Consider the following 14,583-nt stretch of genomic DNA (forward strand, 5'->3'; position numbering starts at 1 on the left):
CTATTTTGAGCCATACTATTTTATTTTCAGACAGATATTGTCCGAATCATAAAAAAGCGCTATCTTTGCACCCGCATTTTTAACCACATAATTAAAAATTTAAGTATGAACCATTACGAAACCGTTTTCATTTTAACTCCCGTTTTGTCTGATGTTCAGATGAAGGAAGCGGTTGACAAATTCAAGGGCATCCTCACACAAGAGGGAGCTGAAATTGTCAATGAAGAAGAATGGGGCCTGCGCAAGCTTGCTTATCCCATTCAAAAAAAGTCAACAGGCTTTTATGCCTTGCTGCAATTCAAAGGAGAACCTTCTTTGGTAGAAAAACTGGAACTTCAGTATCGTCGTGACGAACGCGTCATCCGCTTCCTGACATTCCACATGGACAAATTCGCCGCTGAATACGCCGAAAAAAGAAAAAGTTTGAAATCGTCTAAAAAAGAAGGAAAGGAAAAATAATTATGGCAGCAAACAATCCTGAAATCAGATATTTGAACCCACCGACAGTTGATACAAAAAAGAAAAAATACTGTCGTTTCAAAAAGAACGGTATCAAATACATCGACTATAAAGATCCCGAATTCCTGAAAAAGTTCCTGAACGAGCAAGGCAAAATCCTTCCTCGTCGTCTCACCGGTACTTCGTTGAAATATCAACGCAAAGTAGCTCAAGCTGTGAAAAGAGCACGCCATTTGGCTTTGCTTCCCTACGTAACCGATATGATGAAATAAACAAGGAGGAATTTATATGGAAATCATTTTATTAGAAGATATTAACAACCTGGGATACAAAGACGATATCGTAAAAGTGAAAGACGGTTACGGTCGTAACTATTTGATCCCTACAAAAAAAGCCGTTATCGCTTCTCCTTCAGCTAAAAAAATGCTTGCTGAGAACCTGAAACAACGTGCTCACAAGCTCGAAAAAATTAAAGTTGAAGCTCAGGAACTGGCTCAAAAGCTGGAAGGTGTATCTCTCACCATCGGAGCAAAAACCAGCTCAACAGGCAAAATCTTTGGTTCAGTTAACAACATTCAGATTGCTGAAGCTCTCGAAAAAGCCGGCTACAATGTTGACCGCAAGGTAATCGTTATCAAAGAAGCTGTTAAAGAAGTTGGACAATACAAAGCAGTATTGAAACTTCACAAAGAAGTAACCGTGGAAATTCCTTTCGAAGTAGTTTCGGAATAATTTCTTATCAATAAATATAGAAAACGCCGCTGTCTTCGGACGACGGCGTTTTTTTGTGACCTTCGGGATGGCGATATTTCTCTCAGTTTTCTTTTCCACAGACAGTTAGATCTGATTTTTTAATTATATTTGCGAAAACGATACCACAACCGCGTTCGCATGGAAACACACCTTATTCAAAGTAAGATTTATACTATCAGAGGGCAAAAAGTGATGCTGGACTTCGATCTGGCAGCTCTTTACAATACAGAGACCAAGAGATTGAAAGAATCCGTTAAACGAAACGGGAAACGCTTTCCTCCTGATTTCATGTTTGAACTCACAATTACGGAATGGCAAAGTTTGAGGTCGCAAATTGCGACCTCAAACAGAGGTGGCCATCGCTATTTGCCTTATGCCTTTACTGAACAAGGAGTTGCTATGCTATCCGGGTTATTGAACAGTGACGTTGCCATTGAAATGAATATTGCCATCATGCGGGCATTCGTAGCAACCCGACATCTGCTAACCAACACTCCCATAGAAAAGATGACCGAACTGCAGCAGGAAGTACGGGAACTACGACTGTACATGGAAGAAGTTTTTGCAGACCAGAACGACATTAACGAAGACACCCGTATGCAGCTGGAGCTAATAAACCGGTCGCTGGCGGAGCTACAGACTGACAAGCGACTCACCGGTGAACCCCGCCGACGGATTGGCTTCCATACGAGTAATGACTAAACAAACACGATGAAGCACAAAAGAACGACAGCCTGGATCCTCTCCGCAGCTACCGCCCTTATACTCTGGCAAGCTGTGGCTGCATGGATAGACTATCCGCAACTGATTCCATCGGTTAGCGGATTATTCCTCTCTGTGCTGCATCTATTTGCGCTTCCCTCGTTCTACATTTCGCTCGGAGCAACGCTACTCAGAGGTTTAGCCGGAGTCATCGTTGCCTTTTTGCTGGCTCTTCCAATAGGATTTCTGTGCGGCAAAAAGAGCTTCTGGTTCCACTATTTTAACCCATTGCTTTCTACACTACGTTCAACGCCCGTAGTCGCCTTTATTCTCCTTATCATCCTGTGGCTCCCCACAGAAGCCGTTGCGCCTACTATTGCACTGATGACCATGTTTCCCGTCCTCTGCGAAAACATTATCAAAGGCGTACAATCCATTAACAACGACTATGAAAGACTGGCTTTTGTCTATCAGATAAACTTCCGAACTAAGACCAGATACATATACTGGCCGTCGTTAAAACCATTTGTCGAAAGCGGATGTGTTACCGGATTCGGATTCGGATGGAAAGCCATCATAATGGGCGAAGTGCTGTCAAAACCGTTTGCCGGAATAGGCGTTGAAATGCGAACCGCTCAAATGTTTATCAATGTACCGGATTTGATCGCCTGGACTTTTATTGCTATCGTGGTCAGTTTTTTGCTCACTGAAGCTATAAGATATTTACTAAAAAGAAAACTGCAGACTACTATTTCCAAAGGCCAAAACCACAAAAGGGTCAGTAGCCTGACTTCCGCAAGCCTCAAAATAAATGACATTACAAAACGATACGATAATAAAATACTGTTTGAACGGATATCATACGAGATACCGTCCGGAAGTATCTGTCTGGTAACCGGAGTCTCCGGTAAAGGTAAGACAACCCTGCTCAACATTATGGCCGGGATCACCAACAGCGAAGAGGGTTCTATAGAGGGTGTCAACGTGAAAAAGGCCTACCTGTTCCAAACTCCGACATTGCTACCATGGCTTACTGCCAAAGAAAACATCCTGATAACCGCTCCTAAAGATACAGAAACCTCAACAGTAACAGAACTTTTAAACGCTCTCGAAATCAGCGAACTTTCAGATAGCTATTCTAACCAGTTAAGTGGCGGACAGTGCCAACGGGTAGCACTGGCAAGAGCGTTAGTGTCAGAGCCGCAGTTACTACTTATCGACGAACCGTTTACCGGATTGGACAAAGAACTGACAGAAAAAGTTGTCTCTTTATTGGTTGCGTGGGCCAAAAGCCACCACACTACAATGATTATTGCCATTCACGAAGCAACAGATCTTTTCCCTCACGACATCGAAATTGCATTATAAAAAAAGGGATTGTTCGCTTTGCGCGAACAATCCCATTCATTATACATCAGATTTGGCTCTATTCCTTCGATTTCTGACCTAAATAACCTCCATGGTGACGCTTGTTATAGTCGGCGCGCGTAAAGCCAATTTTGCGCATCGTACCGACCACCAGCACATCGCCAATTACAGTCATCACCGTTGTTGAGGTGGTGGGAGAAAGTCCCAGAGCACAAACCTCTTCAGGATTACCCGTCAAAAGAAGAGCATCCGCAATTTCGGCAAGCGGAGATTCCGGATTGCTTGTGATGATAATAAACGGAATCTGGGCATACAAGTTTCTGGCAAGAGTCACCAGTTCAAGAATTTCCCTAGTTTTACCTGAATTGGAAATCAGCAGCATCACGTCATTTGACTGCAACACACCCAAATCGCCATGCTGTGCTTCGCTTGGATGCAGAAAAACGGATGGTGTTCCCGTTGAGCTAAATGTTGTCGCAATATTCAAGGCTATTTGACCGGCCTTGCCCATCCCGCTAGTCACCAACTTCCCCTTCCTTTCGTGAACGTGTTTGCAAATAAGATCAATTGCATCGTTATAACTTTCTCCTACAGGTATATTCAAAACCGCATCCGCTTCCTGGCGGAGCACTTGCTTCATTTCTTCAAGATACATTGTTGTGTGTAATTTTCTGGCATTGATCGTAAAATCACCACCCTGCAAATCATTATTTAGTTTTATTCTTTTGGTATATCCTTACCCAATCCACATCCAGCGTTCCGGTACCATCCTGGGTCTTATCAACCACCGATGCAAAAAGAGGGAAAAGAGGAATATAGGGAACTCCTTTGCGTGTACGGAAGACCTCAATATTGTTTACACTCCAAATCAGTTCTTCAGAAGTCCATTCCAATCTGTAAATATAAAAATCCGAAGGAGAAATACCCTTAATTATTTCAGTTTGGGTTCCATCTTTCCATGCATTTCCTACCGTAATACGTTTACAGTCAAAATGAAAAATATTAATTTGAGGCAACTTATTTTCACTGACAAGGCTAAATACGTGAGTTATATCACCATCACGAATTCTCAATTTTGCTTCTACAATCCCTTCCGTGAATTGAAACGATTCGCCGGCATTGATCACATCCGAAGTGTACTCAAAATCGCGAAAGATAAACCCCAACTGATCGTCCCACGCCCTTGCTCTTGTTTTCTCCTTCAACGTTTCTATCACCATCCACCCATTAGCAACGCTCACATTTTTGCCGCCATTGTTCGCTTGTTTATGCTGTGTCAGAGAGTAATCCCGGATCAAAGCTGGATCGCTGAAATAATAGCCATAATCCCATATTTTACGGTCGAGGGACACACCATTGAATTCGTCGTTAAAAACCATCTTCCAGTTATAATGAAACGCGAATGATGCCGGATCTGTCTGCTGATAAAATACGATATCTATATGCTGGGAAAGTTGTCTGAACTTTTGTTCCTGTTTGTATGCTTCTGTCTTTTCCCAGCGGTGAGGATCCGACCAAAACTCTTTGAAACGAATAAATTCTTCACTGGAAACAACGCTCTTCAACCGTTCATATTCCTTCACGACGTAAGAGTCGTGAAAGCGGGTATAAATCTTGTAGTCTTTCGATTTTTCATACGCACGAAACTCCCGGAGAGACTCCGATTTCTTCAGTTCTATTTTATTGCCGATAAACTCATACTGAGGAGTTTCCTTAAAATCAAGAAATTCGGCCAACTCTTTTGAAGCAGCTATTGTGTAATAATGATGGAGTTTCCAGTTTTTCTCCAGTTTATGGAATTTCCGCCAATTCCGATACTCTTCTGTATCCTTGAACTTGCGGTTAATCAGTACCTTCTTATTTTCTTTGAATGCTGCAGACTTCACTTCTTTGCGCAACGCTTTGTATTCCTGCAGCAATTCGGAGTTTTCAATAGCAACATAGCGCTCATAAGCACGAAGCAACTCATCCTTCTCTTTTTCAAAGGCGTCTGTACTTTTGAGCTTTCTAAAAATAATTTTACCAAACAGATTCATATACTCGTTGAATTAGTTTCCTGTTATGTGTGTGCTTCTCCGTCTGTTCCGGCAGCTTCAAATACAATTTGGCAATTCTTCATCAGCTTTTTATATCCCAGCCGGGTTAACGAACTCTTGGAGAACTTCCTTTTGAATTCAGGCTGCTCAAGCGCTAACCAATCCTGATCCGACATCATCAATAGGCTTTTATCGACTTTCCAGAGTGGAGCCGTATAACCTGATGCCTTGCGGTTCCAGGGACAAACCTCCTGACATCTGTCGCATCCGGCAACATATCCGCCCAGTTTTTGCTGATATTCCTGCGGTATCTCATCTTTCAGCTCTACCGTAAGGTACGAAATACACTTTTCTGCCTTAAGGAATCCTTGCGGTTGAATAGCCTGCGTGGGACACGACGTAACGCAACGCCCACAAAAGCCACAATCACCTTCGATCGGATGGTCATATTCCAGCTCAAGATCAACAACCAGTTCGCCGATAAAACAAAAAGAACCGAATTCGGGATGGATAAGACAATGATTGAGTCCAATCCAACCGAGACCTGCTTCATGCGCCCATCTTCTTTCAAACACCGGAGCCGAATCGCAAAAGGCTCTTCCTTCTACCGGAGCAATCTCTTCTGCTATAAAACGTAAGAGTTCCCCCAAAAATTGCTTTACAACAAAATGATAGTCATCTCCATGTGCATAACGAGCTATTTTCAGACTTTCAGACTGCTGAGAAAAAGAAGTCGCATAATTCAGCAGGACAACGATAACGGACTTTGCTCCCGGAACTAAAACCGATGGATCGCTCCTCAGATCGGCATGATTTGCCAGATAACCCATCTTACCGTTATGACCGGCAGCCAACCACTTCTGAAGGTATTCTGAATCATCCGTCAAGGGATGAACCTGAGCTATACCACAAGCCGAGAATCCCAGTTGAAGTGCTTTTTCCTTAATCAGAGCAGCTGCAACACGAGGATCATATCGCTTTGCTCCCGTGATCATTCTGCTACTTATTCAACTGCCTTCTGAATATCAGCAGCTGTAGGATTACGTTTTACAACAGTACCTTCTTTGTTGATAAGGAAACGGGTTGGCAAGTCAGTTACGTTATACGTAGCAACGGCGGCCGGAGTTCCGTTAGTGCCATGAACACAAATCCAGGGTAGGCTCTGTGATGCCTGACGCCAGAAGTCAATATCCGGATCAAGAGAAATCTGATAGATTTCCAATCCCTTTGCATGATATTTGTTGTAGAGATCTCTCAGAGCCAGAATATACTCAGAACCTCGGTCTGCCTGATAAACAGTAAAGTCCAGAATAACTGTTTTGCCCTTCAAATCGGACAGTTTAGCAACTTGCCCTCTATTGGTTGTCATTTCAACGTCAATCACGTCGGCTTTGGCAGCTTGCATCATTTTGCTCAGCGTTTGCTGATTGCGCGCCTGACGATCAGCGACTATTGCCTGCATCACAAAATTGTACAGACTAAGTGTTCTTTCTGCTTTTGGGTGATATGTATAAAATGCAGTTGCAACGGCAGCACAATAACGGCGATCTTCTTTATCGTAAGGCGTAAAAAGATTATACCCGTTCACTTGTTGGAATATCGCATAATACGCAGCAGACGAAAGCGGATTTTGCAATACGATTTTCTTTGCAAGTTTTTTATGCTGATTAATTGCAGTATCTAATTCAGCAGTTATTTGAGATTCATTCTGAGGGTTGCGCTGTTTCAACAGCGATGTGACTTTATTTTGAAGAGCAATCAGCGACAATCTCAGTTCTTTTATGTTTGATGCAGCAAGAGATCCTTCGATAGAATATTGCGATGCCATTGTTTTAGCAGATGCTTTGACTGAGATGTGTTCACAAGAATCAATGGCAAAAAGAATATCGGAATTTTTGATGCGCAAGCGGTAAAATTCGGGAGCATCAGGTCGGCCTGCCTTAAAAGAAAAAGATCCATCGGCCTTCAACACGCATGAATCGACAACAGATGTCTTCAAAAGGCCATCTTTTTCAAGGTATAAAACCGAACCAGAAGCATCACTGATACTTCCTTCGACTTTGAAGTGTTTTTTATCGGAACAAGAGGAAAGACACAAGACAAGGCTTACAAAAGACAAGAGGAAAAGATTAGTTTTTCTCATAATGAAGATAGAATGATAGTTAGATTTACTGGCTGTAAAGATAAAAAAAAAGTCCGTTAAAAAACGGACTTTAATTTTTTTCGCTATTGCAAAATTATTTTGCAGGAGTAGCAGCTGCAGCAGCAGTGTCAGCTTTAGCTGTATCAACAGCAGCAGGAGCAGGAGCAGCAACGCTATCAGTTTTAGGAGCTTCTGTATTAGCTTTAGAAGAGCAAGATACACAAGCAACAGCAGCAACAACAGCGAATAACAAAACTAACTTTTTCATTTTCTTTTACCTTTTAAAATTAAACATAAATAAGTTTGGTATCAAAACCGATGCAAAGGTACAACTCATTTCAATACAGTGTACAAAAAAAACACCCGATTAACATTATTTTAAATTTGAATCAAACGATAAAAACGTTATAGTCCTCATTTAATGGCATTTGAATACAAATACCTTTTGATACTTTTTTTAGGTGTTTTCTCAAATTCATTCGGATAAAGCATGATTTTGGCAACAGAAGAATAAGATGCCAGCTCCGAATTGAGCGCTTTACGGTTTTCTTCCATAACCGTTTCCAGATCTTCCTGACGGATCTGGGTTCCATCCACGCCTTCATAGTCGGGATACACAAGAGCCACCAATCGTCCATTATTTTCTACCACCAGGCTCTCCATCACAAAAGGCATATTATTGAGTTTGGCCTCAATCTCTTCAGGATAGATATTTTGTCCGCTTGGGCCCAGAATCATGGTTTTGCACCGGCCGCGAATGGCAATCACCCCATTTTCGTCAACGGTTCCGAGGTCGCCTGTGTGAAACCATCCTTCTTTATCGAAGGCTGCTTCTGTTGCCTCGTCATTCTTGTAATATCCGAGCATCACATTTTCACCCCGGACACAAATTTCACCAACTCCGGTCAAAGAATCTTTATTGTCGAGTTTGATCTCCATCCCGTCCAGAATTTTCCCACAAGTACCCGAGATATATTCTTTGTAATAGGAATAGCTGATTAAAGGCGCGCACTCGGTCATGCCATACCCAACCGTTAGGGGAAACTTTATTTTGAGCAAAAACTCTTCCACCTCCGGATTCAACGGGGCTCCTCCAACAACAACCTGCTCAAAAGCACCACCAAAAGCCGCTTCGAGCTTTTTATTGATTGTGCTGAGAATGCGGTTATCCAAAATTGGGATATTGAGAGCCCAACGAATTGCCCGCTGGTTAAGAATCGGCTGAACCTGTTTTTTGTAAATTTTCTCGAGAATAAGAGGAACCGTAATGATCACAGTAGGTTTCACCTCGACCATCGCCTGAAGCAACACCTTGGGTGATCTGACTTTACCCAACAGCATCACAAAACCACCGGCCGCCAATGGAGACAGAAATTCGAAGGCACACCCATAAGCATGAGCAAGAGGCAAAAAGGAAACGATACGGGTTTGATCATTCATGATGCCCGTACGCAATGCAAATAAAATATTACCTGCCAGATTATTGGCAGACAACATAACTCCCTTCGTAAAGCCGGTTGTTCCCGAGGTATAATTCAACAAAACAAGTTCGGAATTATCGACTGCTGCATACTTCACATCACCTTTCCCAAATCCGTTGGGATATCGTTGCTGGAATTCAAGATCAACGGTTCGAAGCATCTTCTGTACCGTTTCTCCATCATGCTGACAAATGCAGCGGTAATCGTCCAAAGAGAAAACGGCCCGCAATTCAGGCATTTTATCCTCTTCCAGGTTTTCCCAGATGAAATCACTCACGTAAAGAATAACCGATTCCGAATGATTTACAATATGATGAATGTCATTTGCATTAAAATCCTGTAAAATAGGAACTACTACAGCTCCATACGTAATGGTTGCCATATAGGCCATGACCCATTTCGACGAATTCCGACCCACAATGGCAATTTTATCGCCTTTCTTCACGCGCATTTTATCATAAATAATATGCAGGCGAGCAATCTCTTTTGCCACATCCGAATAAAACAATGTATCCGGGCTATCGTAGTCGGTTAACGCTTTATTGGCCCAATGGGTTTTAAAGCTCTCTTCGTAGAGCTTTATCAGGTTCTGTTCAATCATTGCAAATTAAATTTGGACGGCAAAATTACACAAAATATACTCGAATGTGCACAATTAACAGTATTTAACCCATACACCACATTCCACGAACCAACACAAAACTCTATTTGACAAAATATTACAGTCAAATCCGAGTAAGATATTCCACCATAAGGCCAAGAATTTATTTTTCTTCGGATAAAGTCATAGTTTTTCGCTATTTTTACAGATTAAAAACTATCAGACGGGAATTATTTCTCATCCACCTAACTCTATCATAAGAGCTTCGTAAATAGTTTGATATACAGAGAATAAATTAACACTACATATGTCAATTAACACTCATTGGAATTTTCTAAAGCTAACGGATGAACAACAGGAAATAAGCGACAGTTTGGCGGAAGAGCTTGGGATCAGCCCAATACTAACTCAACTATTGGCACAAAGAGGGATTACCAGTTTTGATGAAGCAAAAAAATTCTTCAGACCTGACTTGTCCCATCTTCACGACCCATTTCTGATGCCCGACATGGACAAGGCTGTTGAGAGATTAAATTTAGCATTAGGAAGAAAAGAAAAGATACTGGTGTATGGCGATTACGATGTTGACGGAACCACAGCGGTTTCTTTGGTCTACAAGTTTTTGCTCCAGTTTACTTCCAGCATCGATTATTATTTACCAGACAGGTACACAGAAGGATATGGAATTTCATACACCGGTATAGACTATGCCGCTGCACATGGATTCAGCCTGGTGATAGCGCTAGACTGTGGCATCAAAGCCGTAGAAAAGATAGAATATGCCAAAGAGCTTGGCGTGGATTTTATCATTTGCGACCACCACATGCCGGATGCGAAACTTCCCGATGCTGTTGCCGTACTTGATGCCAAACGAATCGACTCCCAATATCCGTATGAGCATCTTTCGGGCTGCGGAGTAGGATTTAAGCTAATGCAGGCATTCGCTATCAATAACGACATCGATCTTGCGCTACTCTACCAGCTACTTGATTTACTGGTAGTAAGCATTGCCTCCGACATAGTCCCCATCACGGGTGAAAACCGTGTTTTAGCATATTACGGCCTGAAAAAGCTCAATTCGTCTCCTTCGCTGGGACTCAAAAGCATCATTGACATTTGCGGATTAAACGACAAAGACATTTCTATCAGCGACATAGTCTTCAAGATAGGTCCACGCATCAATGCATCGGGACGTATACAAAAAGCCCGGGAAGCTGTTGACCTGTTAGTTGCCCGCGACGAGATTTTTGCCCGCGAAAAAAGCGATTGTATCAATCAATATAACCAGACACGCAAAGACCTCGACAAGACAATCACAGACGAGGCCGCTGCCATTTTGGACAAACTGGAAGAACTAAGTCTTAAAAAATCAATTGTAGTCTACAACAGCGAATGGCACAAAGGTGTAATTGGCATTGTAGCTTCACGGCTTACCGAATTGTATTACCGGCCATCCATTGTCCTTACGAAATCGAACGGTTTGGCCACAGGATCGGCTCGCTCGGTTCCGGGATTCGACATTTACAAAGCCATTGAAACCTGCCGCGATTTACTGGAAAACTTCGGAGGCCACACTTATGCAGCCGGTTTATCTCTAAAGGAAGAAAATGTAGAGCCGTTTACAAGACGATTTGAAGCCTATGTAGCCGAGAACATTCTCCCGGAGCAGCAACACCCCCTGATTGATATCGACGCCACAATAGAATTTAAAGATATTACTCCGAAATTCTTCCGTGTTTTAAAGCAATTCAGCCCGTTTGGCCCTGAAAATATGAAACCTGTATTCTGCACTAAACGTGTTTTTGACTATGGCACAAGCCGGCTTGTGGGGAAAGAGCAAGAGCATTTAAAAATGGAACTCGTCGACTCAAGCTCTGAAAATGTAATGAATGGCATTGCATTCAGGATGTGGGAATTCAACGATTACCTGAAAGCCCTGAACCCGCTCGATATTTGTTACACTCTTGAAGAAAACACTTTCAACGGCAATACTACCGTTCAACTGATGATTAAGGACATCAAAACAGAACCAGAGCACTGAAATTTTCCTGTTTGAGCAGGCTGAAATATCACTACCGGGAATTATCAACGGAACCTGAATCCCGGAACAAAGAACCGAACCAAAAACCAATGCCCGACAATCTTCACTGATATGCCGGGTTATTTAACAACACCTGCAATCCTAATGCAAATCAACCATTTGAGGATTTACACGCTGTCAATTTGCATTTTAATTGCCTTCCAACTTTCGGCTGTCCGTGCAATTCCGGGAATTGTCACGGTTCAACAGCCGGATGGAACGTTATTGTCGGTTCAGCTCCACGGCGATGAACATTTTCACTACATGACCACCATTGACAATCTGATGGTTACGCAAAAAGCAGATGGATCATATCATTATGTTACGAATAATGGAACCAGCCTGCAAACGTCAATATTCCGAGCCAAAAACCCAGAGCAAAGAAGCCCCGAAGAGGTTCATTTCATTAAAAACATTGATCAGAAAGCTCTATTAAAAACCAAGAGACAGCTCCTTTCCAATAAAATAATTGCTGCACCTATACCATCTGACACTTTACCGCTTGGGAAAAGACTTATGAATCTGGTCAGAGCCAGGAACACTATGAGTCCCCGTTCGGCGAACAAAGTCAAAAGTGCTTCCGTAATCAAAGAGCTGGTCATTCTTGTGAATTTTTCCGATACTGTATTCACCACGGCTTCTCCACAGACATCATTTTATAATCTTTTCAACCAACCCGGATACAATACAAACGGATCATCGGGAAGTGTTCGCGATTTTTATAAAGACAATTCGATGGGGCTAATGACGTTCGATTTCACAGTGATCGGGCCCATTACCCTTCCCCATACGATGGCATATTACGGCGCAAATGACAGCAACGGCGACGACATTCGACCTTCCGAAATGATAACCGATGCCTGTCAAATAATCAGTTCATCCATCGACTTTTCTCAATTTGATAACGATGGCGACGGTTATGTGGACAATGTATTCATCGTTTACGCCGGGCACAATGAAGCCGAAGGCGGACCTGCAAGTTCTGTATGGCCACACAAATGGACGTTAGGTGAAGCCGGAATAAACTCTCCATCATACAATGGGGTTAAGATCAACGCCTACGCCTGTACCTCCGAATTAAAAGGCACTTCCACAAACAAAACAATGGCGCCGATCGGAACATTTTGCCATGAATTCGGGCACACTCTGGGATTGGTCGACCTTTATGATACCAATTACAACGGAACAGGAACAGAAGCCGGAGGACTCGCCAACTGGGATTTGATGTCAACCGGCACTTACAACAACTATGGCCGTACGCCTCCCTTTTTGAGTGCGGTGGACAGATTCCTTTTAGGATGGTGTGATATTCAATCTCCCAGTACCAGTGAAACCAATACACTATCACCTATTGGCACTTCAAATCAGGTATTTCGCATTGATCTTCCTACTGCAAATGAATTTTACCTACTTGAAAACAGGCAAATTTCTTCGTGGGACAGCTACATCAACGGCCATGGAATGCTTATCACTCACATCGATATGACTGATATGACTGTCTGGAAAAGCGGAAAAGTGAATAATGACCCTGCTCATCAATATGCAGACCTGATAGAAGCTGACGGGAATGAAACATATTCGGCAAATGGCATTGCCGGAGATACCTATCCAGGAACGACGAAGAAGTCAGAATTTTCTGATGCTTCTTATCCGGCAATGGGCTCGTGGTATAGTTCAGTAAAGATGAGAAAGCCGATCACTGACATTGCCGAAAACACCAATATAACCTTTAATTATTGCGGCGGGCCCTATGGTACTCTTGAAGCTCCGACTGCAACCAAAGCCACACAGATAAACGACACCAGTTTTGTTGCCAACTGGGGAACAATTAACGGAAATAACATTGAGTATTATCTGGATGTGTACTATCAAGACTATGTTAGTACCACCGAAAATTTCACAGCATTTCAGACAGAGCCAAATGCCAATGGTTGGAGCGGGAATTGTAAAGCAAATACATCAACCTTCAACAGTTCTCCGTGTTCAATTACCTTAACAGCAGACAAAGACACCTTAAGCACACCGCTGTTTAGCGGAGCTGTTCGTTCGTTTTCGTTTTGGGGAATGAGCGATGGCACTTCGGGCTCTTCACTGAAAATAGAAGCATACAATGGAAGCTATTGGCAAGTGCTGACTCCGGCTTTGACACTCACAAACACACCGGGGACATACACGTTCAGCACTTCGGGCTCACCGGCTTTACCCAACGGTACTACCAAAATACGATTCACGGCCACCGGATCGACCGGAAAACTGTACATAGACGACGTCACTGTATCTTATTACGGGAATATTTATTTGAATGGCTTTCACAATGCAGAAATGGGCATAAGCACTTCCACGTTAGTCCACCCTGTAGTGAAAAACAGAAACTACTATTACGTTGTGCGGGCTCAAAGTCCTGTTTTCGTATCTCCAAATTCAAACGTAATTGCTGTTATTCCCATCCAGAACAGAAACAGTATTCTGGCAAATGCATATGCCAACAATGGCAACCTGATTGTTGAGGCTCATGACATCAACAGCAACAGTGTGCAGGTTTATACAGTAACCGGTCAAAAAATCATTGACAAAGACATTACAAAAGGCATCCACAATTTGGGCGAATTGCCACCACATGGGATTTACATCGTTGTAATCAACGGTCGTAGTTTTAAAGTGATTTTCTGATTGTACAACAAACTTCCTGAATCAGTATAACTTATAAATTCCTTTCCAGCCTGCCGCTTTTGAATAATGTTAATAATCGAATTTTAGGCCGAAACAGTTGCACAAATAGCCATTTTAGATTATCTTTGTATACGTAAAGCCGCTTCGGATAAGCTGGAAAACTCAACAGAAAAATCGTACTGAGATAAGTTTAGGAGTTCAATGGCGGGCTGCACCTTCGGGTTGTCGAGAGACACGGCAGATTACAACGAATTCTGACACTCAAACCCTATTTATTAGGAGTTTTCTCA

The 14,583-nt window shown here is 42.6% G+C and carries 13 protein-coding genes; 8 read left to right on the forward strand and 5 right to left on the reverse strand.

Annotation, left to right across the window (positions count from 1 at the left end):
• Positions 1-105 precede the first annotated feature (105 nt).
• The 5 genes from rpsF to PJIAN_RS01855 all read left to right on the forward strand — a co-directional run bounded on the left by rpsF (position 106) and on the right by PJIAN_RS01855 (position 3,282).
• Entirely contained in the window at positions 106-459 is a 354-nt protein-coding gene (gene rpsF, locus PJIAN_RS01835) for a 30S ribosomal protein S6 (RefSeq protein ID WP_068701461.1), read from the forward strand.
• A 2-nt stretch (positions 460-461) separates the two neighbouring features.
• Positions 462-731, forward strand: coding sequence for a 30S ribosomal protein S18 (gene rpsR, locus PJIAN_RS01840; protein WP_068701463.1), 270 nt, complete (start codon positions 462-464; stop codon positions 729-731).
• 16 nt (positions 732-747) lie between these two features.
• The gene (gene rplI, locus PJIAN_RS01845; RefSeq protein WP_068701465.1) at positions 748-1,191 is read left to right on the forward strand and encodes a 50S ribosomal protein L9; all 444 of its coding nucleotides are present in this window, start codon (positions 748-750) and stop codon (positions 1,189-1,191) included.
• Positions 1,192-1,350: 159 nt separating this feature from the next.
• Positions 1,351-1,914 (forward strand): ORF6N domain-containing protein, encoded by a 564-nt coding sequence (locus PJIAN_RS01850; protein WP_068701467.1) that lies wholly within the window; start codon positions 1,351-1,353, stop codon positions 1,912-1,914.
• Between the two features lie 9 nt (positions 1,915-1,923).
• Entirely contained in the window at positions 1,924-3,282 is a 1,359-nt protein-coding gene (locus tag PJIAN_RS01855; protein WP_068701469.1) for an ATP-binding cassette domain-containing protein, read from the forward strand.
• Between the two features lie 58 nt (positions 3,283-3,340).
• On the opposite strand, the gene PJIAN_RS01860 is transcribed toward PJIAN_RS01855, so the two are convergent.
• Genes PJIAN_RS01860 through PJIAN_RS01875 form a run of 4 tightly spaced genes read right to left on the reverse strand, consistent with a single transcriptional unit; the run spans position 3,341 to position 7,461 of the window.
• On the reverse strand, positions 3,341-3,937 hold the full coding sequence (locus PJIAN_RS01860; protein ID WP_068701471.1) for a KpsF/GutQ family sugar-phosphate isomerase: 597 nt from the start codon (positions 3,935-3,937) through the stop codon (positions 3,341-3,343).
• A gap of 52 nt (positions 3,938-3,989) precedes the next feature.
• Positions 3,990-5,318, reverse strand: coding sequence for a glycoside hydrolase family 16 protein (locus tag PJIAN_RS01865; protein WP_068701473.1), 1,329 nt, complete (start codon positions 5,316-5,318; stop codon positions 3,990-3,992).
• 23 nt (positions 5,319-5,341) lie between these two features.
• Positions 5,342-6,313: a tRNA epoxyqueuosine(34) reductase QueG gene (gene queG, locus PJIAN_RS01870; RefSeq protein ID WP_068701475.1), complete on the reverse strand. Its 972-nt coding sequence runs from the start codon at positions 6,311-6,313 to the stop codon at positions 5,342-5,344.
• A gap of 8 nt (positions 6,314-6,321) precedes the next feature.
• A complete protein-coding gene (locus tag PJIAN_RS01875) occupies positions 6,322-7,461 on the reverse strand; it encodes a redoxin domain-containing protein (RefSeq protein ID WP_068701477.1) in 1,140 nt (379 codons plus the stop codon).
• An 86-nt stretch (positions 7,462-7,547) separates the two neighbouring features.
• Between PJIAN_RS01875 and PJIAN_RS14860 the strand changes: the two genes are divergently transcribed.
• The gene (locus PJIAN_RS14860) at positions 7,548-7,832 is read left to right on the forward strand and encodes a hypothetical protein (RefSeq protein WP_153802448.1); all 285 of its coding nucleotides are present in this window, start codon (positions 7,548-7,550) and stop codon (positions 7,830-7,832) included.
• 43 nt (positions 7,833-7,875) lie between these two features.
• Here PJIAN_RS14860 and PJIAN_RS01880 read toward each other — a convergent pair whose 3' ends face one another.
• Positions 7,876-9,543 carry an AMP-binding protein gene (locus PJIAN_RS01880; RefSeq protein WP_068701479.1) on the reverse strand — a complete coding sequence of 556 codons (1,668 nt, stop codon included), beginning with the start codon at positions 9,541-9,543 and terminating at the stop codon, positions 7,876-7,878.
• 313 nt (positions 9,544-9,856) lie between these two features.
• Between PJIAN_RS01880 and recJ the strand changes: the two genes are divergently transcribed.
• Both recJ and PJIAN_RS01890 read left to right on the forward strand, forming a co-directional pair.
• The gene (recJ, locus tag PJIAN_RS01885; protein ID WP_084252273.1) at positions 9,857-11,584 is read left to right on the forward strand and encodes a single-stranded-DNA-specific exonuclease RecJ; all 1,728 of its coding nucleotides are present in this window, start codon (positions 9,857-9,859) and stop codon (positions 11,582-11,584) included.
• Between the two features lie 111 nt (positions 11,585-11,695).
• Entirely contained in the window at positions 11,696-14,293 is a 2,598-nt protein-coding gene (locus tag PJIAN_RS01890) for a M6 family metalloprotease domain-containing protein (protein ID WP_084252213.1), read from the forward strand.
• The last annotated feature ends 290 nt before the right edge of the window (positions 14,294-14,583 follow it).

This window comes from Paludibacter jiangxiensis (assembly GCF_001618385.1).
Lineage (GTDB): Bacteria > Bacteroidota > Bacteroidia > Bacteroidales > Paludibacteraceae > Microbacter > Microbacter jiangxiensis.